Source organism: bacterium (genome assembly GCA_035454885.1).
Taxonomy (GTDB): Bacteria; UBA10199; UBA10199; order JACPAL01.
On sequence record DATIGE010000054.1, the window covers coordinates 26,481 to 47,715 of the forward strand.

At 63.6% G+C, this 21,235-nt stretch carries 16 protein-coding genes; 14 read left to right on the plus strand and 2 right to left on the minus strand.

Annotated elements, in window-relative coordinates; all coding sequences use genetic code 11:
• Positions 1-75: 75 nt before the first annotated feature.
• Genes VLJ37_09525 through VLJ37_09560 form a run of 8 tightly spaced genes read left to right on the plus strand, consistent with a single transcriptional unit; the run spans position 76 to position 9,742 of the window.
• On the plus strand, positions 76-1,305 hold the full coding sequence (locus VLJ37_09525; protein HSA59908.1) for an ATP-binding protein: 1,230 nt from the start codon (positions 76-78) through the stop codon (positions 1,303-1,305).
• Positions 1,298-2,671 carry a sigma-54 dependent transcriptional regulator gene (locus VLJ37_09530; GenBank protein HSA59909.1) on the plus strand — a complete coding sequence of 458 codons (1,374 nt, stop codon included), beginning with the start codon at positions 1,298-1,300 and terminating at the stop codon, positions 2,669-2,671. Before VLJ37_09525 ends, VLJ37_09530 begins: the two co-directional genes overlap by 8 nt.
• Positions 2,668-4,095, plus strand: a complete 1,428-nt coding sequence (locus tag VLJ37_09535) for a sigma-54 dependent transcriptional regulator (protein HSA59910.1) — start codon at positions 2,668-2,670, stop codon at positions 4,093-4,095. Before VLJ37_09530 ends, VLJ37_09535 begins: the two co-directional genes overlap by 4 nt.
• On the plus strand, positions 4,092-5,462 hold the full coding sequence (locus VLJ37_09540) for a sigma-54 dependent transcriptional regulator (GenBank protein HSA59911.1): 1,371 nt from the start codon (positions 4,092-4,094) through the stop codon (positions 5,460-5,462). Before VLJ37_09535 ends, VLJ37_09540 begins: the two co-directional genes overlap by 4 nt.
• Positions 5,459-6,700 carry a folylpolyglutamate synthase/dihydrofolate synthase family protein gene (locus VLJ37_09545; GenBank protein ID HSA59912.1) on the plus strand — a complete coding sequence of 414 codons (1,242 nt, stop codon included), beginning with the start codon at positions 5,459-5,461 and terminating at the stop codon, positions 6,698-6,700. The genes VLJ37_09540 and VLJ37_09545 overlap by 4 nt, the downstream gene beginning before the upstream one ends.
• Positions 6,676-7,374, plus strand: a complete 699-nt coding sequence (locus VLJ37_09550; GenBank protein ID HSA59913.1) for an ABC transporter ATP-binding protein — start codon at positions 6,676-6,678, stop codon at positions 7,372-7,374. Before VLJ37_09545 ends, VLJ37_09550 begins: the two co-directional genes overlap by 25 nt.
• Positions 7,371-8,597, plus strand: a complete 1,227-nt coding sequence (locus tag VLJ37_09555; GenBank protein HSA59914.1) for an FtsX-like permease family protein — start codon at positions 7,371-7,373, stop codon at positions 8,595-8,597. Before VLJ37_09550 ends, VLJ37_09555 begins: the two co-directional genes overlap by 4 nt.
• Positions 8,594-9,742, plus strand: coding sequence for a hypothetical protein (locus VLJ37_09560; protein HSA59915.1), 1,149 nt, complete (start codon positions 8,594-8,596; stop codon positions 9,740-9,742). The genes VLJ37_09555 and VLJ37_09560 overlap by 4 nt, the downstream gene beginning before the upstream one ends.
• A gap of 53 nt (positions 9,743-9,795) precedes the next feature.
• Here VLJ37_09560 and VLJ37_09565 read toward each other — a convergent pair whose 3' ends face one another.
• The gene (locus VLJ37_09565; protein HSA59916.1) at positions 9,796-10,254 is read right to left on the minus strand and encodes a hypothetical protein; all 459 of its coding nucleotides are present in this window, start codon (positions 10,252-10,254) and stop codon (positions 9,796-9,798) included.
• A 338-nt stretch (positions 10,255-10,592) separates the two neighbouring features.
• Between VLJ37_09565 and VLJ37_09570 the strand changes: the two genes are divergently transcribed.
• From VLJ37_09570 to VLJ37_09595, 6 genes are all read left to right on the plus strand, one after another.
• Positions 10,593-11,852, plus strand: a complete 1,260-nt coding sequence (locus VLJ37_09570; GenBank protein ID HSA59917.1) for a hypothetical protein — start codon at positions 10,593-10,595, stop codon at positions 11,850-11,852.
• A 70-nt stretch (positions 11,853-11,922) separates the two neighbouring features.
• A complete protein-coding gene (locus VLJ37_09575; GenBank protein ID HSA59918.1) occupies positions 11,923-12,888 on the plus strand; it encodes a hypothetical protein in 966 nt (321 codons plus the stop codon).
• A gap of 144 nt (positions 12,889-13,032) precedes the next feature.
• On the plus strand, positions 13,033-13,410 hold the full coding sequence (locus tag VLJ37_09580) for a helix-turn-helix domain-containing protein (protein HSA59919.1): 378 nt from the start codon (positions 13,033-13,035) through the stop codon (positions 13,408-13,410).
• Complete coding sequence (locus VLJ37_09585) at positions 13,407-14,051, plus strand: hypothetical protein (protein HSA59920.1); 645 nt, start codon at positions 13,407-13,409, stop codon at positions 14,049-14,051. The genes VLJ37_09580 and VLJ37_09585 overlap by 4 nt, the downstream gene beginning before the upstream one ends.
• A 63-nt stretch (positions 14,052-14,114) precedes the next feature.
• On the plus strand, positions 14,115-14,990 hold the full coding sequence (locus VLJ37_09590) for a hypothetical protein (protein HSA59921.1): 876 nt from the start codon (positions 14,115-14,117) through the stop codon (positions 14,988-14,990).
• A 137-nt stretch (positions 14,991-15,127) separates the two neighbouring features.
• A complete protein-coding gene (locus tag VLJ37_09595) occupies positions 15,128-19,795 on the plus strand; it encodes a hypothetical protein (protein ID HSA59922.1) in 4,668 nt (1,555 codons plus the stop codon).
• Here the strand turns inward: VLJ37_09595 and VLJ37_09600 are convergent.
• Positions 19,749-21,098, minus strand: coding sequence for a hypothetical protein (locus VLJ37_09600; GenBank protein ID HSA59923.1), 1,350 nt, complete (start codon positions 21,096-21,098; stop codon positions 19,749-19,751). The genes VLJ37_09595 and VLJ37_09600 overlap by 47 nt on opposite strands.
• Between the last annotated feature and the right edge of the window lie 137 nt (positions 21,099-21,235).

The window sequence follows — 21,235 nt, forward strand, 5'->3', positions numbered from 1 at the left end:
GTCAATTTCTAAGTAGATTCCCCTAGCCTGATAAAATTCCCCGTGTTAGTTTTGACCCTGCATTTTTCGACCCATATGAAAAGAGCCCGAAAGAAAACGGTTTCCAAGGCCCGTCCTCCCTCGGGCAACATTCAGAAGCTCAAGCGACTCTTCAACATCGTCGAACGCGGCAAGTTCATGTGGGAGTCGACCTTCGACGCCATCCGCGACCCCGTCTTGATCATCGGCAAGGACTACCGCATCGTGCGCGCGAACCTGGCCTCGGCGGAGCGTTCGGGGCGGGTGATCCGGGACTTGGTCGGCGGACGTTGCTACGAGGTCTTCGCGGGACGAAAGGACGTCTGTCCGCATTGCCCCTTGAGCGAGACCCTCCGTTCGGGGAACCCCCGCAGCGTGGAGATCGACGGCATGATGTCCGACGGGGATTTCACCGTGAACTCCTACCCGCTGGCTTCGGGCAAGTCGCCCGGCCCCCTGGCGGTTCACCACTACCGCGATGTCACCGAGGAGAAGCGGCTCCAGAGAAAGCTGATCCAAAGCGAGAAGATGGCGGCGATCGGCATGCTCGCCGGCGGCGTGGCCCACGAGATCAACAATCCGCTCGCGGGCATCCTCGCCTTCACGCAGCTCTTGAAGAACGAGATCCGCGAGACCGAGGCGCAGGGCGATTTGAACGAGATCGAGCAGGCGGCCAAGCGCTGCAAAAAGATCGTCGAGGACCTTCTGATGTTCTCCCGCCCCCACGGGGAGAGCGAGTTGAAGGACATTTCCCTCGCCGAGACCGTCGACCAGATCCTGCCGCTCTCAAAACTCAACCTCAAGCACCGGAACGTCACGCTCGCCACGCATTATGAAGAAAACCTGCCCGCCGTCCGGGGAAACGCCGCGCGGCTCCAGCAGGTGTTCCTCAACCTCATCAACAACGCGGCGCAGTCGATGTCGGCCGCCGGCGGGGGCGAAGTCACCGTCCGGCTCGCGGCCATCCCGGACCGGAGCCAGGTGACGGCGGAGGTGAGGGACAGCGGCAGCGGCATCAGGAAGGAAGACATGGTCCGGATTTTTGATCCTTTCTACACGACCAAGGGCCGCGAGGGAACCGGTCTGGGGCTCTCCATTTGTTATTCGATCATCTCCGAGCACGGCGGCAAGCTGGAGGTGGAGAGCGAGGTGGGGGTCGGAAGCGTGTTTCGCGTGATTTTTCCCGCCGTCATTCCCGCTCAGACCGGCAAAGCCGGATCTTCGCTAAAGTCAGGGGAGATCCTGCTCTCCCCTGAAACCCCATCGAGGAAAAACAGTCATGGCTAAATCGATTCTAGTCATTGACGACGAGGAGGTCCTTCTCAAGGCGCTCGATCGCTATCTGAAGACGCAGGGTTACGACGTCTCCGCCTTCTCCGATTGGGAAAAGGCCCTCGAGGCCGCGCGCGAGCGCTCGTTCGATCTCCTTCTCGTCGACCTCATGCTTCCGAAGACCTCCGGCATCGAGGTCATCCGCCGTCTTCGCGAGACGCAGCCGGGCCTCGTCTCCGTCGTGATGACGGGGTTCGGCACCATTCCGTCCGCGATCGAAGCCATCCGCGCCGGGGCCTACCACTACGTGACCAAACCCTTCGACCTGGAGGACATCGGCTCGCTGGTCGCCAAGGCCCTCGAGCACGCCCAACTCCGCGAGGAGAACCGGTCCCTCAAGAAGCAACTGCAGCAGAAATACGGTTTTGAAAACATCGTCGGCGAGAGCCTGCCCATGAAGGAGGTCTTCCGCCTGGTCGAGAAGATCGCGGACACGGACAGCACGGTGCTCATCACCGGCGAGAGCGGGACGGGCAAGGAAATGATCGCACAGGCCGTGCACTACCGTTCGAGGCGCGCGGACCGGCCTTTCGTGGCGGTCAATTGCGGGGCCATTCCGGAGGGGCTGCTCGAGTCCGAGCTGTTCGGCCACGTCAAGGGGGCCTTCACCGGCGCCGTCACCACGCGCGCGGGCAAGTTCGAGCAGGCCGACCGGGGTACGATCTTCTTGGACGAGATCGGCGACATGAGCCCCAAGCTCCAGGTCAAGGTCCTGCGGGCGCTGCAGGAGCGCGTCGTCCAGCCGGTGGGATCGTCCAAGAACCGGGAGGTCGATATCCGGGTCATCGCGGCGACCAACCAGAACCTCGAGGAGGCCGTCGCCCAGGGCCGTTTCCGCCAGGATCTCTTCTACCGGCTGAACGTCATTCCGATCCACTTGCCCGCGCTTCGCGAACGCAAGGACGACCTGCCTCTCTTGGTCAGGCATTTTCTCCAAAAATACCGGCAGGACGGGCGCGGACCGGCCACCTCATTTTCGCCGGAGGCGATGGAGCACCTCAAGTCCTACGACTGGCCGGGCAACGTCCGGGAGCTCGAGAACCTCGTGCAACGGCTGGTGGTGCTCAAGGGCGGCGGCGAGATCGAGGTGCGCGACCTGCCGCCGAACCTCGCCGGGCGGGCGGCGGTCTCGGCGCCCGAGGAGGCCGTCTTTCCCGAGGAGGGCGTGGACCTGCGCGCGATGGTCGAACGTTTCGAGGCGTCCCTGATCCACAGGGCTCTCGACCGGAGCGCGGGCAACAAAAACCGCGCGGCGCAGCTTCTCCGGCTCAACCGGACGACCCTGATCGAGAAACTGAAGAAAATGGGAGGCGCTTCATGAGCCAACCGAACCGCGTGAACGTTCTCATTGTCGATGACGAGGAGTCCCTCACGTCCGCCCTGGAGAAGCTCCTCCGGCGCGATCAGCGCACGTTCGCTGCCGTCGCGTCGGCGGGAGAGGCCCTGGAATTCGCGGCCAAGAACAGGGTGGACGTCGCACTCGTGGATGTCAACCTGCCGGACCGCTCCGGGATCGAGGTCTTGGAAAGGCTTCGGGCCGGGGGCTCCGACACCGAGGTGATTCTCATGACGGGCAAGGGGACCGTCGAAACCGCGGTCTCCGCTCTGAAGAAGGGGGCCTACGATTATCTGACCAAGCCCTTCGACGACATCGAGCGCGTCTCGCTCGTCGTCGGCAAGGCGATCGAAAAGACCGACCTCCTGCGCAAGATCCGGGAGCTGGAGGTGAGCGGGACGGAAGAGGACCGATTCCTGGATATCGTCGGCAAGAGCCTCAAGATGCACGAAGTCTACCAGCTCATCGACCGCGTGGCGCCGTCCAACTCGAGCGTGCTCATCCTCGGGGAGAGCGGAACCGGCAAGGAACTCGTCGCGCGCGCCATCCACCAGAAGAGCCGCCGCAAGGACAACCCGTTCGTGGTCATCAACTGCGCCGCCCTGCCCGAGACTTTGCTCGAATCGGAGCTCTTCGGTTACCGGAAGGGGGCTTTCACCGGCGCCTTCGCCGACAAGAAGGGGCTCTTCGAGGAGGCGGACGGGGGGACGATCTTCCTGGACGAGATCGGCGAAATCACGCCGGCGGTCCAGGTCAAGCTGCTGCGCGTCCTCCAAAACGGCGAAATCCGCCGCATCGGAGGCTCGGAGAATTCCCGCGTGGACGTACGGGTGCTCGCCGCGACGAACAAGGACCTGCACCAGCAGGTCAAGACGAAGGCCTTCCGGGAGGACTTGTTCTACCGCCTGAACGTCATCACGCTGACCCTGCCTCCGCTCCGGGAACGGAAGGATGACGTCTCACTGCTCGCCTATCATTTTTTGAAAAAATTCTCCGAAAAGACGGGCAAGAATGTCGAGCGGATCTCCATGGACACGCTGCAGACCTTGGAGGAATACCGCTGGCCCGGCAACGTGCGCGAGTTGGAGAACGTCATCGAGCGCGCCGTCGTCCTCGCGGAGGGCGGTACGATCACCGCTCGGGAGCTGCCGCCCAAGCTCTTGGGCGAATTCTTCTACCTGCCCGAGACGCGCTCGGAGACGGATTTCATCCATCTGCCGTACAGGAGCGCGAAGCAAAAAGCCTTGAATCTTTTCAACCGGGCCTATATTTCGAACCTTCTCCGGCAGACGTCGGGAAACGTCTCGCTCGCCTCCGAAAGGGCGGGGATGGACCGGAGCAATTTCAAGAAAATTATCAAGAAGTGCGAAATCAACATTCGCGAATTTAAGAAGAGGGAAACGGCATGAGCGCGCGCATCCTGGTCGTTTCGTTCCGCGAGAAGCTGGACAAGAAGATTCACGGACTCCTGGCCAAGGACGGGGCGGAGGTGAGGGAGATCGGACGCGACGACCTGCGCCAGCAGCCGGTGCCCGCCTCCGACGTTGTGCTGCTCAACTGCGGCGGAGAATCCTTCGAATCCGGGCGCGATTTGCTCGCCCGCCTCAAGTCCAAGGACGAGAACCTTCCCGTCATCTTCCTCACCAAGCTGACCGGCGTCGACCACGCCGTCGAGATCATGAAGAGCGGGGCCTTCGACTACTTTCAAATCCCGCCCAACCTGGAAAAGCTGAAGCTCGCCGTCGATCGGGCCTCGCGGGCCTCCGAGATGAGCCGGAAGATGAGCCTCTTGGAGAGCCAGGTCGGGTGGGAGGACCGCCTGGACGACATCGTCGGCATCTCGCCGCAGATGCAGGAGATCTTCCAGATGGTGAAGACGGTCGCGCGCTCGAACGCCACCGCACTGATCATGGGCGAGAGCGGAACCGGCAAGGAGCTGATCGCCAAGGCCATCCACCGCCACTCGGACCGCGCTCAGAACAAATTCATCGACATCAACTGCGGGGCCATCCCCAAGGAACTCTTGGAGAACGAGCTCTTCGGCCATGAGCGCGGCGCATTCACGGGGGCCGACCGCCAGTACATCGGGAGCTGCGAGCGCGCGCACGGGGGGACGCTCTTCCTGGACGAAGTCTCCGAGATGGACCCGAGCCTGCAGGTCAAGCTCCTGCGCGTGCTGCAGGAACGGACGATTTCGAGGATCGGCGGCAACGAGAAGATCAACATCGACATCCGCGTCATCGCCGCGACCAACAAGGACCTGCGCGCCGAGGTGGACAAGGGAGCCTTCCGCGAGGATCTCTACTACCGGCTGAACGTCGTGCCCATTCACCTGCCTCCCCTCCGCCAGCGAAGGACGGACATCCCGCCGCTCGCCCAGTATTTTTTGGAAAAATACGCCAAGGAGAACGAAAAGCGATTCCGCGGTTTCACGCCGGAGGCCATGGAGGCGCTGGTCCAGTATGACTGGCCGGGGAACGTGCGCGAACTGGAGAACAACATCGAGCGCATTGTCGTCCTGCACGAAGACAGCCGCGTCAAGCCCGCATACCTGCCCCGTTTCATCGCCACCGCCGAGAAGAAGGGGGAGGTCGATGCCTCCGAATGGGATCAGGGCTTTCAAAAGATCCTGCCCTTGAAAACGGTGGAGCAGTACGCCATTGAGAGCGCGATCAAGCGATGCATGGGGGACGTGCTGACGGCCGCCAAAAAGCTGGGGATCGGTCAGGCGACCCTGTACCGCAAAATCAAGAAATACGGCATCAAGGCGGCGTGAAGATCCCCATTCATTCCTACGAGGATTTCGTCAAACACCTGGGCGACCGCGAATATTTCGGCCAAAAGCTCGGGCTCGAACGCATTCAATCCCTGTTGGCCCGCCTCGGAAATCCGCAGGAGAAGTTTCGTTCCGTTCACATCGCCGGGACGAACGGCAAGGGGTCGACGGCCGCGATGATCGCTGCGATCTTGGAGGAGGCCGGATACAGGACCGGTCTCTACACCTCGCCGCACCTGCAGGATTTTTGCGAACGCATCCGCGTCGACGGCATGCCCATCACGCCCGACGAGGTTTTGAAGCAAGCCCGTCACATTCGGGAGGTAGAGGACGAGCCGTTGACCTTCTTTGAGCTCGCGACGGCGATCGGATTTCTCCACTTTGCCGAGGAGGGTGTCGACTTGGCGGTCGTCGAGACGGGTCTCGGAGGGAGGCTCGATGCGACGAACGTCATTCAACCGGTCCTCTCGGTCATCACCACGATCGCGCGGGACCATACGGCCCAACTGGGAGAAGCCCTGGAAGAGATCGCCTTTGAAAAGGCGGGGATCGTCAAACCGGGGGTTCCGGTGGTGGTGGGTCTTGTCCCGCCGGAGGCCCTTGAAGTAATCCGCGAACAGGCGTCCAAAAAGGGGGCGAGGTTCGTTCCCGTCGTCATGGATCTGATCCCGCCCAACATTCCCATCCGTCTGGAAGGCGCGCACCAGCGCCGGAACGCGAACCTGGCACTCGCGACGGTCGACGTCTTGAACGCGCTCGGGGAGATCCGCGTCAACCGGGACGCCGTGTGGCGCGGGTTTGAAAACGTGCGCTGGCCCGGCCGCCTGGAAACCGTCTCGGCGGAACCGGAGGGCCCGTGGATTCTCCTCGACGGCGCCCACAATCCGGAGGCGATGCGGGCGGTGCGTGATTACCTGGAAGAAAACCTGGAAGGGCGAAAGCTGACGGTGGTCCTCGGGGCCATGGCGGACAAGGATTTGCGGGGGATTCTAACCGAAATCGCGCCGCTTGCCTCCCGGATCATCGTCACCGCACCGGCCGTGGAGAGGGCCGCCGCACCGGCGGTTCTGGCGGAACATGCGTCTTCGTTCGGTCTGGATGCGATCGTCTGTCGGGGCGTCCCGGAGGCGATGGGACGAATTGTTGAGGAGATCGCTCCGGAGGAGGTCCTTCTGATCACGGGATCATTTTTTACCGTCGGGGAGGCTCGAAGATGGCTCGCGGATCACTCGGGATGATCCGCCTGGAACACATCACGAAGGTCTACCATGCGGACGGACTTCCCGTTCGCGCCCTGTCCGGGATCGATCTGTCGATCTCCCCCGGCGCCTTCGCCGTCTTGGCCGGTCCGTCGGGCTCCGGCAAGTCGACGATCCTGCACCTGATCGGAGCGCTCGACCGTCCGTCGGAGGGGCGCGTGCTCATCGAAGGGGACGACCTCTACCGGAGAAGCCGGAAGGAGTTGGCCGATTTCCGGCTCCATAAGATCGGTTTCGTCTTTCAGGCCTACAATTTAATTCCCGTCCTGACGGCGCGCGAGAACGTCGAATACCCCCTCCTGCTTCAAAGAATTCCGCCGGACGGGCGGAGGGCTCGCTCCGAGGACTTGCTGCGGAGGGTGGGCCTCGGCGATCAGAGCGGCAAGCGCCCCGGTGAGATGAGCGGCGGCCAGCAGCAGCGCGTGGCGGTGGCGCGGGCCCTGGCGGCCAGACCCCGCATTATTCTGGCCGACGAGCCGACGGCGAACCTGGATTCCAAGACGGGCTCGGAATTGATCGACCTCTTCCGGGAGTTGAACGAGCAATACAAAGTCACCTTCGTCTTCGCCTCCCACGACCCGATGGTGATCCGGCGCGCCCATCAAATCGTCCGCCTGAAGGACGGGCGCGTGGAGGGGGAGGAGCGCCAATGAGGATCTTCCTCTCCCTCGCCCTCCGGAACATGTTCCGCAACAAGAAGCGCTCGCTCATCACGCTCGCGGCGGTTTCTTTCGGGTTGACCGCGCTGATCTTCCTCCGAGGCTTCGTCTTCGGCGCCCAGGCGCAGATGGTGCAGAATATCACGACGTCGCTGACCAGCGACGCCCAGATCGTGCCGGCGGCCCTCGAGAACATCTACAACACCAACGGATACATCGAGGATCCTGAGGCCATCCGGCGCATCCTCCGCAAGGACGCGCGCATCCAGGACTTCGCGGAGCGCGTGATCGCCGGCGGGATCGTCTCGTCGGCCACGAACTCCATCGCCACGTTCGTGGTCGGCTTCGACCCCGAGGCGGAGACGAGGATCGGGAGCCGCCGGGACGTGGTCCGGGGCCGCCTCATGACGCTCGAGGACGGCCACGCCGCCGCGATCGGCGACAAGATGCGCGAGATTCTTGGCGTCGACATCGGCGACAAGATCGTCGTGACGACGCAGGACTACTACGGGGCGCTGGCGGGGGAGGCGTTCACCCTGGTCGGCACCTTCGAGTCGGGCAACGACCAGATCGACAACGGAACGGTCATGGTGCTCAAGTCCTCGGCGCAGCGCATGATGTCGCTCGAACACCGCGTTTCCAAGTTCGCCATGAGGATCGAACCGAAGGGCGCCGTCATGTCGGTCGTCCAAAGCCTGCGTTCTGCGATGCCTTCAAAAGACCTCAAGGTCCTGACCTGGGAGGAGCTGATTCCGATGATGGCCCAGCTGATCAACTTCCAGAACGGCATGATCTTCGTCGTCGTCGTGATCGTGCTGACGGTCGTCGCGGCTGGCATCCTCAACACCCTCATGATGTCGATCGTGGAGCGCACGCGCGAGTTCGGTCTCATGATGGCCATGGGGACAAAGCCGGGACAGGTGATCTTGCTGGTGGCGCTGGAGTCCTTCTTCATCACGGCGCTCGGGGCCGTCGTCGGCACGGCGCTGGGGGTGGCGCTCACGGCTTACATGGGTCACGTGGGCATCGACCTGTCGCGCTTCGTCAGCACGTTCTCCAACTTCCTCATCGGCGCGCACGTCTTCCCGAAGGTCGACTGGCTGTATTTGGCGATCTTCCTCGCCGTCGTGATGGGGTCGAATGTCGCCGTCTCGCTCTACCCGGCCTGGAGGGCCTCCCGTCTGGACCCTGTCGAGGCGATGCGGCAGGTAGGATGAAACGCCTCGCTTTCGTCTTTTGTCTCTTGTCTCTTTGGTCGCCCCGGGCCGGCGCCGCCACCCTCGTCCAAACGGACAATTTCTCGCTCGGCTTCAAAGGCTATTTCAAAAACCTTTTCTTCGAGACGAAGCGCCGCGCCACGAATGAAGCCATGATCGCCGACATAAACCGCCTTCGGACCGAGTGGGACGCCAAGTTCTGGAAGTTCCTCTCGGCCAAGGTCATCTGGGACAACGAACTCGTCGCCGGCGACTACGTCAATTCGGAGGAATTCGCCGCCCGGCAGAGCCAGCGGGCCGAACCCTATCTGGATCTCGACTACGAGCTCGTCCGGGAGAGGAATTTCTTTTACGGCCAGGAGATCTACCGCGCCTATGCCCGCGTCGACGCCGGGCCCGTGGTTTTCATCGGCGGAAGACAGAAGGTGGATTGGGGCGTGATGCGGCTGATCTCGCCCGGTGATCTCTTCACCCGGGTGGCGGTGTTCGATATCGAAAAGGAGGAGCGCGTGGGGGCGACGGCGGCGAACCTGACTGTTACACCCGTCACGGGACTCAAACTCAACGCCGTCTACGAGGTCCAGCCGGACTTCGACCGCGCCCGCCTCGGCGGACGGATCACCAAGACCTTGGGCCGCTTCGACGTCTCCATCCTGGGCGGCAAGTTCCTGCAGGACGAGGACTTCGGCTTCGATTTCACGGGGGACCTGGGCAAGGCGGGCATTCGAGGCGAATTCGTCTACGACCGCGCGCAGTTCGTCTCCGACTTCGTGCAGTTCGCGGCCGGCGTGGATTACGGCTGGGAGAACAGCCTCTCCCTGGCGCTCGAATACTTCTTCAACGGAAATGGTCGCGGCCTTCCGCTGACCGCGGGGGCGCCCCGGGCGGGGACCCAGGTCCCGTCGGTCCACAAGAATTTTCTGGAGTTCCAGGCCAAGTACGACCTCATGCCGCTTTGGTCGGTCCTGTTCCTGACCGTCGTGGACTTGAACGGCGGCAGCGCCTTTCTCCATCCGGAGACCAAGTACTCGCCGCTCCCGTGGCTGGAGATTTCCGGCGGCGCCCAGATTCCCGTGGGTCGGACGAACGGGGAATTTACGGCGTTCCCCAACGTCTATTACTTCCAGAGCCAGTTCTTCTTCTAGCGGACGCTCGGGGGGTTATTTCGTGATCGTGAGTTCGACGGCGTTGCTGGTGTTCAGTTCAAGATCGTGTTCACCACCTGCATGATCAAGGCGGGGGACGTCCCTTGAGCGGCTCCGCCACCCGTTGTGTCTCCTCCGTCGGAACCTCCGCTCTCCGGGCCCTCGCCGAGGGCGGGTGGCGAACCGCCGGTGACGGTCCCTGTTGCGCTCATTCCGCCGCCGGCTCCCCCTCCCGGTAGGATGGACTCGCCGTCGGCCTTTGTGGCACCGGAGCCCGAGGGGGCCTTAGGCGAGACGATCGTGCCCGTTCCCTCCTGGGAGCCGCCCCCGCAGCCGGCGAGCGCCGTGGTGGCGAGGAAGGCGGCCGCGATGAGCCAATGCCCGCCTTGATGCGTCAGGGATCTCTCGCGCAGGCAGGAGAAAAACGTCACCGTCTCGGTCCACATCCACGCAATCAGAATGGAAACCGTCAAGCCGATGAGAAAGTAGAGGATGATGTCGAGGACGATCATGGATCCCCCTTCGCAGGAGGGATTGCAGAGGGCATGCCAAGAGGATCGCCAGTCTAATTAGCTGATATTGTTTAGTTTGTATTCTTTGCGACCCGTCCAATTCCCTCTCAGAATGATAATTTTCTCATTTTGAGAGTCTGAAGAGCTGACCGGCTTCCGATCGGTGAGACGGGCTACCGTGACGAGTTCATAAAAATGAGAATAATAGGAAGTATCAGTTCTTGTCCCCACCCATTTCCCCAGGAGTGAAATTAATAAAGAATAATAATTTCAATATATTAGATTGAAATCTCCTCATGGCATTCCGCTTGCTAAGGCGAGGGGAGAGGGGGGATGTCATGAGAAAAATCTATTTGGCGGTCTTCAGTCTGGGAGTGATCGGCTTTGCATCCGCGTGTGGCTCAAGAGGCGACGTCCAAGAGATCGCATACCGTGGAAGCTCGAGTGATACGGAGGTCGCCCCGAGAGACGCGGGAACGATTCCGCAAGGGACGGCCGACTCGGGTGACGAGGTGATCATGCCTTCGTCTCCCTCCGCCCCCGCCGTTCCGGCCGCCGAAGAGACGCCTCCCGCCGCCGAACCCGCTCCGCCCGCCGGTCCCGAGACCCCGGCCATCGCGGAAGGGGAGGGAGTCCCCGACACGACGCCCGAAATCGGCACGCCTCCCTTGCCCCCGGCCGTCAGCTGCGACGAGCCGGCCTTCGCATTCGTCTCAAACCGCTCGGGCGTGCAAAATATCTTCGTCCACAAAGCGGGCTCTCCGCGGTCCTTGACCGATCTTCGCGGGGTCGCCCTGTCGGACCTGACGGTCCATCCCACGCGGAATGAATTGGTCTTCACGGAGTTGGCGCTGTTCTTTCCCATCACCGTTTCGCTCGACTTGGAGGGACCGGTCGCGGCGCCGGACGTCGTCTTTGACGCCGACGCCGACGGAGGCGCCGATTCATTGACCGCTTCCGCCGTCTTTAGCCCCGATGGAGGCAATATGGCCTACGTGAACTGGCACAACGTCGGCCGCAAGCTCGTGCCGGAGGTCTTCCTGAAGAACGAGAACCGCGCCATCGTCGCCAATGCGGATGGGCGTAAGGAATTCCGTGGCATCGCCTGGGCGGGAGGCAAGGTCATCGTTTCGATCGACACGAAGGACGACGGCGCCGAGGCCCAACTGGCGATCTTCGACACCGCCCGCGGAAGCCTTTATGGCCTCGTCGACATGACGACGATCACGCCGGCTGCGGGGACCTCGCCGGCCGCGAGCCCAGACGGAAAATCCATCGCCTTCGTGAAGAAGGACTCGTTCGGGGCGGATCAGATCTACCGCTGCAATCTCGACCAGGAACCCTTCGGTATGGGCACGCTCGGCTCGCGCGGCGAGATCACGGTCTGCCGCGTGGTGGCCCCTCTGACCAGCGGAAGCGTCAACAATCAGCCGGCTTGGTCGCGCGACGGCCGCTGGATCTACTTCGTCTCCAGCCGCGACGGGAACAAGGAGATCTACCGCGTGCGCCCGGACGGCACCGGCGAGGAACGCCTCACGAACGACCCGGCCGAAGACACGTCCCCGGCCCCGTTCGCCCCCTACGCGAGCTGCGAGTAACCGGGGCGTGCGATGCATTCCTAGCTCGCGGCAACGCCACGCGATTTTCAGATTGGGAGACTGATCGCTCATGACCGACATCGTCATCGGACAAATCGACGGACGGACCCTCCGCTTTCACGATGAGGACGGCGAGGGCGATTTCGACCACGGCGAGCGCTTGAGTCTCGGCGGCGATTCCCGCCCCCTCGACGAGGCCGCCGCGCGCGAGGCCCTCGCCCGGATCGGCATCTCCGGCCTCCATACGGGCGCCCGCATGCATCGGGTTGCCGCCTACGTCGATTGTCTCCACATGGCGGAGCGCGCGCTCGAATCCGGGGAATACATGTCCGTGCAATCCCAATTGGATCAGGCCGAGCGCCTGGCCCGGGAGGGCGGTTTCAGCGTCAGCTACGAGCGCTTGTCCGCTCTTCGCTGGCGCGCCATTGAGGCGGCACGGCTTGACGGGGCCGCCGGTTTCGAGGAATTGGGGGACGCGGCCCTCGAGACAAAGCCCATCCTCAGGCTTCTCCGGGGAGACAGCGAGGCGGCGGAAAGGAATTCAAGCGCAGGCCTGATCCTCGACTACCTGCACACGTGCCGGTCGAGGGACACGGTGCGTGCAAGAGGACTGGAGCACGAAAGGGCGTTTCTTGCGGATCTTGATGGCCGGGCCTCCCGTCTACGGTCCGATCTCCGCCTCCGCGCCCGCCACCTACACGCGGTGGTCTCCCTGGGGATCGAGGAATCGCGCGCGACCGCGGCGGATCATGTGAACACGCGCGGAATCACCCTGCACTCGGGAGATCGTGTTCAAATGAGGTGGGAAGACGGGCGCGCGCCGGGAGCGCCGTTTGTCATCGATCACTTCGAAATCCACGCGAGTTATATCGTCGCCATCGGCAGGGGAGGGGAACGCGCGAATATCGATTCCTTGCATCCGGCGCCCCTCGCGCCGAGTCCCAACCCGCCCGTCTCCAGGGGTTCCTCCGGCGGAAGTCGGCCCTCCTGGGTCGCCGGTGCGATCCGCAGTGTTTTGAGCCTATTGCCCTTCTGAGCGGGTTCTCCGCGTTCGGATCTATATCACATAAATGTGAAGTACCAGTGCTTTAGGAATCGGCCTCATTTTTCATCTTATTGATTTTATTTAGATTTAGTCTGGCATCGGCCTTGCTCTTTCCGGGGGTAGGAGAGGATTGCCATGAGCACGACGGATAAAACCCAGGTGATCGAAGAATTCTTGGCCGGACGCCTGACGCGGAACGAGGCCTGCCTCAAGCTTGGCGTCCACCGGACGACCCTTTGGCGCCTTTGCCGGCGTTTTCAAGAAAAGGGTTCGGAGGGGCTCGTTCACGGATTGAAGGGCCGACGCTCCAACCGCGCCAAACCCGAGGCCATGAGGCAGGAGCTGGTCGCCCGATTCGCGACGGAGGGACAGCCGCGCGGAAAGAGCGTCTTCTCGTTTTACGACCGCGTGGCGCGCGGGCTTCCGGATTACGTCTCCTATTCCACGCTCCTGGGATGGCTGAGGGAGGCGGGGTTGCTCGGGGAGCCTGATCCCAAGAAGGGTCAATCGTGACGCTGACCATCCGCACGAGAACGATCACGGAGGAGCGGCTCGACGAGATCGCCGGTCCGACGTCAACATACGGTTCCTCGCTGCCTCTGGAAAGGCGGGCGGTCGTGGCGGAGGTGCAACGCCGGGACTATGCTCATCTGATCATAGAAGGCACGCGCGGGAGCGACGGCGTCGCCCGATATTTCGCAAGGCTTGACCGGGGCGGAAGCGCCGACGCCGCCGATCGGGCGGCGTCCTTCGAAACGGGAGGGCGCATGCCCCTCGACGTGGGCGGCGAGCGGATCGTCGCCGTCTACTTCGGCGACGAGGACGGGGACGGCTCGCGGGACATCATCGCGAGGTTGGAGGATGGCGGTCTGCTCGTCTTTCTGGTGACCGAGGGCGAGGGCGCCGCCGCGTCGCCGCCGCCTGGAGTCCCTACCTTGAGTTCGCCCGATCCCGGAAGCGCCACGGCTTCCGGGGCCGGATCCGAACAAGAGAGCGAACCCTTCGACCCCGAACCCTACGACCCAGAGCCCGTTCCCGCCGAGCCGGCGACCCGCAATCCCGGGGCCGCGCCGACCGGCGCGGGCATGCAAGGCAGCGCCTCGTCTGGTTGCGGGACGCGAAACGACGGCCCGGTGACGACGGAAGGGATTTGAAGAGGCGGCAACTCCTTGGTCTTTACAGGCCGATAATCTATAATACACGTTATCAAAATGAGAATGACCCTTCGCACACTCCTCAGTCTTCTTCCCATGGCCGGCATGCTCCTGCTGACGGCCTGCCCGCAGATGACGACCTCCCCGATCGGGGCGCCGGGTTCCCCCTTGAGCGCCGTGGGGGAGGAGAAGACGACATCCGAAAAGGTCCCTGATTCCGAGGAGGCGATCGCACCTCCTTCGGCCGCTGCCCCGATCCCGCCTTCCGCGGTCAGCGGGGGAGGAGATCCGGCCGGGACGACGCCTCCGCCGATGGAGCCGGCCTTCCGCCGCATCGACGGGGGCGGGGTGGGCGGAGAGACGCCCACCACCATCTCAGGCCCGGTCGCCGCAGGCGACAGGGGTCTGATCAGCGCCCCCTCCAGCCGGGAGGCGATCGATAATCCCGACGACAATCTCCGCATCGTCTACTTTCCCAACGGAGCCCCGAGGCGATGGACGAACAGCTCCGAATTCCTCCGGGATATGACGGAGGCTCAGGCCGCCGCGGCCAAGGCCCGGGTTCTGTCCTTCGTGATCTGCCCCCCTTGCGAAATCGACCCGTCGTGGCCTTACGTCGTGCGCAGCGAGGATGAGATCCCGGGCGGGGGCCTCGTGACCGAACCGGGGTATTATCTCTTCTTTACGATCAAGGACGAGCTGATCGAGAGGGGCTTCCTCCTCTTGGATTTGGGCCCTAGCCTGCCAGACGAATGGGTCCCCGTGACCTCGGTGGCTCATCTGAAGGGTCTTGTCGAAGACGACCGCCTGAAATTTTTGGGAGATCGGACGATCTCGGCGCGATTGATCATCGATCCGAGTGTGTTGCGGCGGGCCCTCCCTGTGCCACAGACGGGCCCCGTTCCCACCCTGCGTGAGCCCGTTCTGATCCCCCGTTGAAAACGAAAATGTGAACTAGCGGCTATTCCGGCTTCAATTCTGTTTCAATCTAAAATAGGAAATTAATAAAATCAATAAGTTGCGTGAGATTTTTTCGGCACGCCCCTTGCTTTTTCCAATCTCCATCGGGGGACAAGATGGGTTTGGAAGGAACACGATTCTGGGCCATGCTCGCGGGGACGGAAGTCCGCCGCGTCGACGAATCGCCAGCCGAAACTGCAAGCCTGCCATTGACCGACGGCCGGACGGGCACCTCCACGTCCTCCGACACGTTCACCTCCGGCGCCACGATCATCGTGCCGGATGCCTCCACACGCCCGGCCGTCGGTCATCCTCTCCTCACCTGCCGATTCTTTACGGCGGAGTTTGTTGGAACGAGACCCGCGCTGACGGATAGCCCAGCGGCGGATCCCGCGGAGGTGCTACGAGCCTTTGACGAGGAGCTCGGACGCTTCGAGGCCTTGCCCGAAGATCGGACGGAGGAAGCCAACGCCAGCCTGGAGCAATTGGAATGTCTGGCCCAAGAGGTCGAATCATTTCCCACCGATGGACTATCGGAGGAAGAGCTTCGCGACCGCCATGTTGCCGTCCTCCGGAGTTGGAGTGCGGTTCGCGCGGCTTCGATTCGATTTTCGGAAGGATCGGGGCGGCCGCCTGCGGCGACCCTGAATGACACGCAGGTCACCGACCGCATGCGCGGCTCCGCCGCCCGGTTGGTGGAGGTCGTGACGGCGTCCTCCGACTGCGAAACCGTCGAAGACTTCGAGACCCGTTTGAACGCGGCCATCGACGAGGACGACACCGAGTTTCTCCTGACGCTAAGCCCGGAGACGGTCACAAACTTTCTGTCCACCCATGAGATGGGCCGGGCGCTTTTTGAATTCGCCGAACAGGATGCGGGGGAGGACCGTCTGACCGGTTATCTCGAGTCCGCCCGGTGTTTCGCTTCGTTGGGTTTGAACGATCGAGTCACGGAGGTCCTCACGGCGGCCCAAAGCGCCATCGACGGTCTCCCGCGCGAGGACGAAGCCGCTTTCTTGGACGGATTGCTCGCCGTTGCGGGCGGGTACCAGGAAGCCGGCATGACGGAAGAAGCCAACCGCGTCTTCGTGCGCGTCAGCTTCGTGGGGGAAAACAGCGCGGATCCCGAAAGCCGCCATCGCGGCGTGCTGGCCCGCGCCATGAGGCTTCTCAATCAGGGGGACTTCGTTCAGGCGGAGGAGGCCGTCTCGTCATTGCCCGAATCCGAAACCACCGAGGCCCTCCTCGAAGTGATCCACGAAGGAGAACGCCGCGCCCGTGTCATCCAGAACCTTCAGCTTTTCCAGGGCTACATCAATCTCTACGCTCAAACCCATTCCTTCGCCGGCGGGATTGATGCCGAAGGCGTGCGGACGGAACTGGGACAGGCTCTTCAAAGCGCCGCGGACGCCGCCCTCTCCGGAGAGACCCCCAATCTGTGGGCCGCTTTGAGCGCCGAGGCACCGGAATTTCCCAGCGTCGCGAGTTTCCTCTTCGACACTCCATACGGCCGAAATTTGGAGGCGATCTCCGATCCGCGATTGGACCGGGAGGAATATCAATTCCGGATTCTAACAATGGCCGACGGCTACATGGACGACTCGGACTACACCGCCGCCGGAATCGTGGCGGAGGTCTTTCGAAACGATGCCGAGCTGGGACATCACTCCGAGGAATATTTCCGCCGGATCGAATACCACACCTCCCGGGAGACCTTGAGCCGTTCGGGAGCCAACTTCGTCGGCGACTGGCTCTCCATGACCGGCATCGGTCTCCTGGAATCGGCGGGACATTTCCTGTCGACGATGACGGCGGGATTTTCCGGAACCGGCGGCAGCATTGAGGACGATCTCCCCGGCACGGCGGAGTTCGCGCTGCTCATCGCGTCCGAAGGCCTGTCCGTCGAGGCGGAGTCGCTCTTCAGCACCACACGTTTCGCCCGCGGACTTTCGCCCTTGGCACGGGGCGCGGCAAGCTGGGCGGTACGTGAAGGGACGATGGCGGGAATCCTGACCCCGGGCACGTTGCTGATCGACGCGGCCCGGCGTAGGAGCCTGGATGGCTTGACGGTCGAGAGCTTCGCCCGGGAATTCGGCGCGAACGTCGTCATGTTCAGCCTGTGCCACTTCAGCGGCCGGGCCACGCGCGGAGCCGCCGCCCCGGTGCGTTGGGGCGCCGGCGTCGGCTCGTTCGTCGCTTCGGACTACGTCAACGAAGGTGTCGGTTTCCGGGACGCTCGCGATGCCGGCATCGGCGAAAGATTGTTGGATGCCACCGCCGCCGACGGAAGGGTTCGTTTCGCCAGTTGGCTCGGGAACCGCATTTCGGGCGGCCGGTTCGAGAGGTTGAGGGAGGAGATCGCGCTGCGAAGCGCCGAGCACGAGTCCGCCTGGCGCGCCGGGCGCCCCTCGGATCGCGGCGGACGCCGCGTGGATCTGTCATGGGCGCGTGACTTGGTCCGGTTCCTTCCCATCCCCGGCGTCGGCATGGGCGGGATCGGCTTCGTCTCCGGCGCCGGCGGCGGACGCCGGGGCGGCGGCCCTCTCTCCGGGGGCGTTCCCGGCTCGTACCGCGACCTCTCGCAACATCTGCACGTCTTCTCCGCCACGCGCGGCCACGACACCTTGATGGCCGATTTCGCGTCGGGCGACTACGCGCGGACCCCGGTGGTCGACGCGATCCTGGGCAATCCGCGTCTTCGGCCGACCACGTCGGTCCGGGCCGGCGACCGCACCTTTTATCTGGGGCCGGTTATCCGTACCGAAGGTCCCGACGGGCCGCGTAGCTACGCCTTGGGCGTCGTTCCCATATTGGAAGGCGGTGGCGTCCGCCTCCGCGAGGTGATCTTCTACCGCTCAAATTCCGACGGCGGCTGGCGCGTCACCCCCGTCCGCATGGGGGACCATCTCGTGAAAGGGAGGCTCCGCATCGGTGATGCACGCGGTCATTACACTCAGGAGACCCAACTGGCCCCCGAGCTCACCCGGCGTCTGGAGGCTTTAGAAGGCGAGCCCGCCGTCTCCCTGCCGGAAGATGCTTTGAACATGCTGATCAATTTCGAAAGCCCCCTGAACGGCGACCGGGGCGTAAGCCTCGTCGGCCGTTTCGCAGACCAGCAGAGGCTGAGCCTGGCCCCCGGCCTCGAGGCCGCGCAGCGATTCGTTCCCGGCCGCGAGATGTTTTGGAGGGATGGAGACGTCCCCGCGGGGATGGATCCGACCACTTGGGGCATCGTCTCGCGCGTGGCCCCGTCGATCTCCGACTTGAGTACGCTGCCGCTTCCGGAAGGCTTCGTGCCCGACTTTGCGGCGGTTCCGATCCGCGAATACTCGGGCTCGCACACGCTCTTGGGTGAGACCGTTTATCGCGAATACCCCGCGACGCTGAACGGCCGCGAGGTGGTGTGGACGATGGCGGAGGCCTCCGGCGACCGCGTGTGGATCCAGGGAATCCGCTACGCCGAGGCGCAGATCACGGACTTCGGCACTTACGACGTCGCGATCGACTCCGGCATCCTCACGTCCAAACCCGTCGAGTACGGGAGTACCTTGGGCAATCTTCCCGCGGCTTACCGGCGGCCCGTGACCGCCCCAGATGGCTCCCCGACGCGCTACGAAGACATCACGCCGCTCCTGGCGGAACTGGAGCCGATCCGGTCGTATCGAGAAGCCCGAGCGGCGGGCGGCGATACCGTCGTCGACGCGGTCGCCGCGCGCAGAATCGTGGTCGTCAGGGATGTGGCACCCGAGGTCGTCGAGCGTCCGACCGTGCCTCCGTCCGAAGAGCGATCGACCCGCCGGCCCGCGGCGCGACGTGAAAGCGGGGACGTGGATCTCGAAGCCGCCCTCAGAGCCCTCGAAGCGCGCGCCGCGGAGACGGATACCGCGATCGCCGCCCTTCGCGAGCGCGTCGCATCCTTGGATGCCGAGCTGAACGCATTGGACGCCGACGCGACGAGCCGTTTTCTGGCGGAAATGGACGCCTGGCACGCGGGGTCCTCCGAGATCGATCCCCGCGCCGAGGTTTATCGCGACTGGGTCTCGCAAGTGCGCCGCGACGTGGCGGGGCTTCGGGAGAGGATGGAAAGGATGGAAGGGGAGCTCCGGGAGGCGGAGGCCCGCGGTGACCGCGTCCGCGTCGCTTCGCTTCGCGGCGAGCTCTTGGGAGACGTCTCGCGCCGGTTCGAGGAATTGTCGGTCGATTGGAGAGGGAACATCGACCAGGCGCGTTCCCGAAGCCGTCACCGGACGATGACCGACCTGTTCCCGCTCGAATCCGCCGTCGTCGAGGCTCAGAGAATCCTGCGCGCGGATCGCGGCGTCCTTTGGATGATCCGGCCCGAAAGCCTGGAAGCCGGCGTCGAGATTTCCGTTCCGGACACGGCCGCCGAAAGCCTGGTCATCGACCGGATCGCCGCCCAGGACGGGCTTACGGTCGACGGTGCCGGAGACGGGGCCTATCGCGTCACGTTGGCCGACGGGCGCGGATTTGACCTTCGCATCTCCCGCGGATTGGATCTGCCCGCCGAAAGAATCGCCGACCTGACGGATTGGCTGGACGCGCAGCCAGCCGCCATCAGCGAGCTCGGCGACGCCTTGCGCTCGTACGATCGGGATTCCTTGGAAAATCTGACCGATCACTTGATCGCGAGGGGCTGGAGCCAGGCCGACATCGAAGGCCTCTTTGCTCAGCGCGGATTCACGGCGGGGGAAGCCGCCGCGATCGTCGGTCCGAGGATCAGCCGCGCGGCTCGAGAAGGCCGGAGCGGAGAAGGATCTCTTTGAGCGCCCAGACGTGGTCGGGGACCGTGTCCCGGAAACCCAGTGGGTCGGTCATCTCGTCGATCACCCGCATCAGGGCGACTTCGCGCTCTGGGACGTGCGCAAAACGGTTGGGATCGAAATCGAGAAGGAGGAGATAGCGAAGCGCCATCGGGACCACGCCGTTCATCGTCAATCGCGCCCAGCGCCATGCGCCCTTCGAGCGTTCTCCGATTTCGGTCGCCGTCATCTCGCCGTAAACGGATCTCACCAGCTCGCGCGTCACATCCGGACGGATCTGCTCCAGAATGTCGAGAATCCGGTCCTGCCTTTTCAGGGGAAGCGACTTGGACGCGTGCACGCTTTCGACGGAGATCGTGTTCAGGAGGGGATGGAGTTCCAGGGTCGCGGGTGAGGAGGTCGTGACGGGAAAAACGGTGGTGTAGCCAAAGGTGTGAACGGCCGCCGCCGCCGCGACCGGCAGAAGGGCGAGTCTCGGTTTGAGCGTCACGAGGGCGGCGTCCGCGAACGAGGGCTCCGCCGCGGACAGGCCCCCCAAGACCAAGACGTCGACCTGGCTCCGGTAGCGCTCGATCGACGTCAGGAGCCGTTCCCTCCCGTCGCCCGTCAGCGCCCGATTGAGTCCCAGGAATGTGAAGCGGCCGATGCGGGTCAGATTCTCTTGCAAGGCGACCTCTAGGGGCGCCGAGAGTGGCGTCACGCGGGCACCGCGCAGGTCGCGGGCGGCGATCGTTTCGATGTCCTTCCTGGCGAAATGCTCTTGAACGGCCGCCGATCGGCCGCGCCCCTTCAACTTGCGGGGAGTACTGATCCGCAGCGTTTCGTCTTCGGAGGCGGGTGGAGGCGTCACCGTAAACAGCTGGAGCGCGGACCGAGCGGGAACCGCCGCTTCCTCGCGCGCCCCGAGAAAGAGGGCGATGCCGCGATCCGGCAGCCCCGAGGGCGGAGTTCCGGCGAAGACGCTCATTCTCAAGGGAAGCGCGACGCCGATCGACCGCTCGAGACGCTCCGCATTCGTCTGGAGTTCCGCACGGAGCTGGGGGTCGCTGAAGGCGAGGTTCGTCAGGAGTTCGAGCGATTCGTCATCCAGGTGGCGGATCGGAAGGGCGTCGTGGATACGGACGTCTTGGATCAGCCGTTCCGTGTCGCCGTCGCGCACGGCCTCCTGCCACAGGTCGGCACGCGGGAGGACGTTTTCCTCCGAAACGAGGTGCGCCATGTAGTCGGCCGCATTCGCGAGGCGCGTCAGGGTCTGTGAGACCGTCGCGAGAGAGGCGCCGACCGAAAGTGAAAAGGGACCCGTCATAGACCTGCTCTGATCTCGGAATGGCCCCTTATCGCCGCAAAGCCCGGATCGTTTCGGAGCGATTCTAACTGGAATCTGTGTTCACAAAGTTGAGAATTATAGGATTCTTATGTCCCAGGATCATTTCACGGAGCTGC

What these genes read in the sequence shown, in the direction of transcription:
- VLJ37_09535 (HSA59910.1), top strand. Translation starts at nt 2,668, where the DNA reads ATGAGCCAACCGAACCGCGTGAACGTTCTCATTGTCGATGACGAGGAG.
- VLJ37_09540 (HSA59911.1), top strand. Translation starts at nt 4,092, where the DNA reads ATGAGCGCGCGCATCCTGGTCGTTTCGTTCCGCGAGAAGCTGGACAAG.
- VLJ37_09570 (HSA59917.1), top strand. Translation starts at nt 10,593, where the DNA reads ATGAGAAAAATCTATTTGGCGGTCTTCAGTCTGGGAGTGATCGGCTTT.
- VLJ37_09565 (HSA59916.1), bottom strand. Translation starts at nt 10,254, where the DNA reads ATGATCGTCCTCGACATCATCCTCTACTTTCTCATCGGCTTGACGGTT.
- VLJ37_09580 (HSA59919.1), top strand. Translation starts at nt 13,033, where the DNA reads ATGAGCACGACGGATAAAACCCAGGTGATCGAAGAATTCTTGGCCGGA.
- VLJ37_09595 (HSA59922.1), top strand. Translation starts at nt 15,128, where the DNA reads ATGGGTTTGGAAGGAACACGATTCTGGGCCATGCTCGCGGGGACGGAA.
- VLJ37_09600 (HSA59923.1), bottom strand. Translation starts at nt 21,098, where the DNA reads ATGACGGGTCCCTTTTCACTTTCGGTCGGCGCCTCTCTCGCGACGGTC.
- VLJ37_09575 (HSA59918.1), top strand. Translation starts at nt 11,923, where the DNA reads ATGACCGACATCGTCATCGGACAAATCGACGGACGGACCCTCCGCTTT.
- VLJ37_09550 (HSA59913.1), top strand. Translation starts at nt 6,676, where the DNA reads ATGGCTCGCGGATCACTCGGGATGATCCGCCTGGAACACATCACGAAG.
- VLJ37_09560 (HSA59915.1), top strand. Translation starts at nt 8,594, where the DNA reads ATGAAACGCCTCGCTTTCGTCTTTTGTCTCTTGTCTCTTTGGTCGCCC.
- VLJ37_09555 (HSA59914.1), top strand. Translation starts at nt 7,371, where the DNA reads ATGAGGATCTTCCTCTCCCTCGCCCTCCGGAACATGTTCCGCAACAAG.
- VLJ37_09590 (HSA59921.1), top strand. Translation starts at nt 14,115, where the DNA reads ATGACCCTTCGCACACTCCTCAGTCTTCTTCCCATGGCCGGCATGCTC.
- VLJ37_09525 (HSA59908.1), top strand. Translation starts at nt 76, where the DNA reads ATGAAAAGAGCCCGAAAGAAAACGGTTTCCAAGGCCCGTCCTCCCTCG.
- VLJ37_09530 (HSA59909.1), top strand. Translation starts at nt 1,298, where the DNA reads ATGGCTAAATCGATTCTAGTCATTGACGACGAGGAGGTCCTTCTCAAG.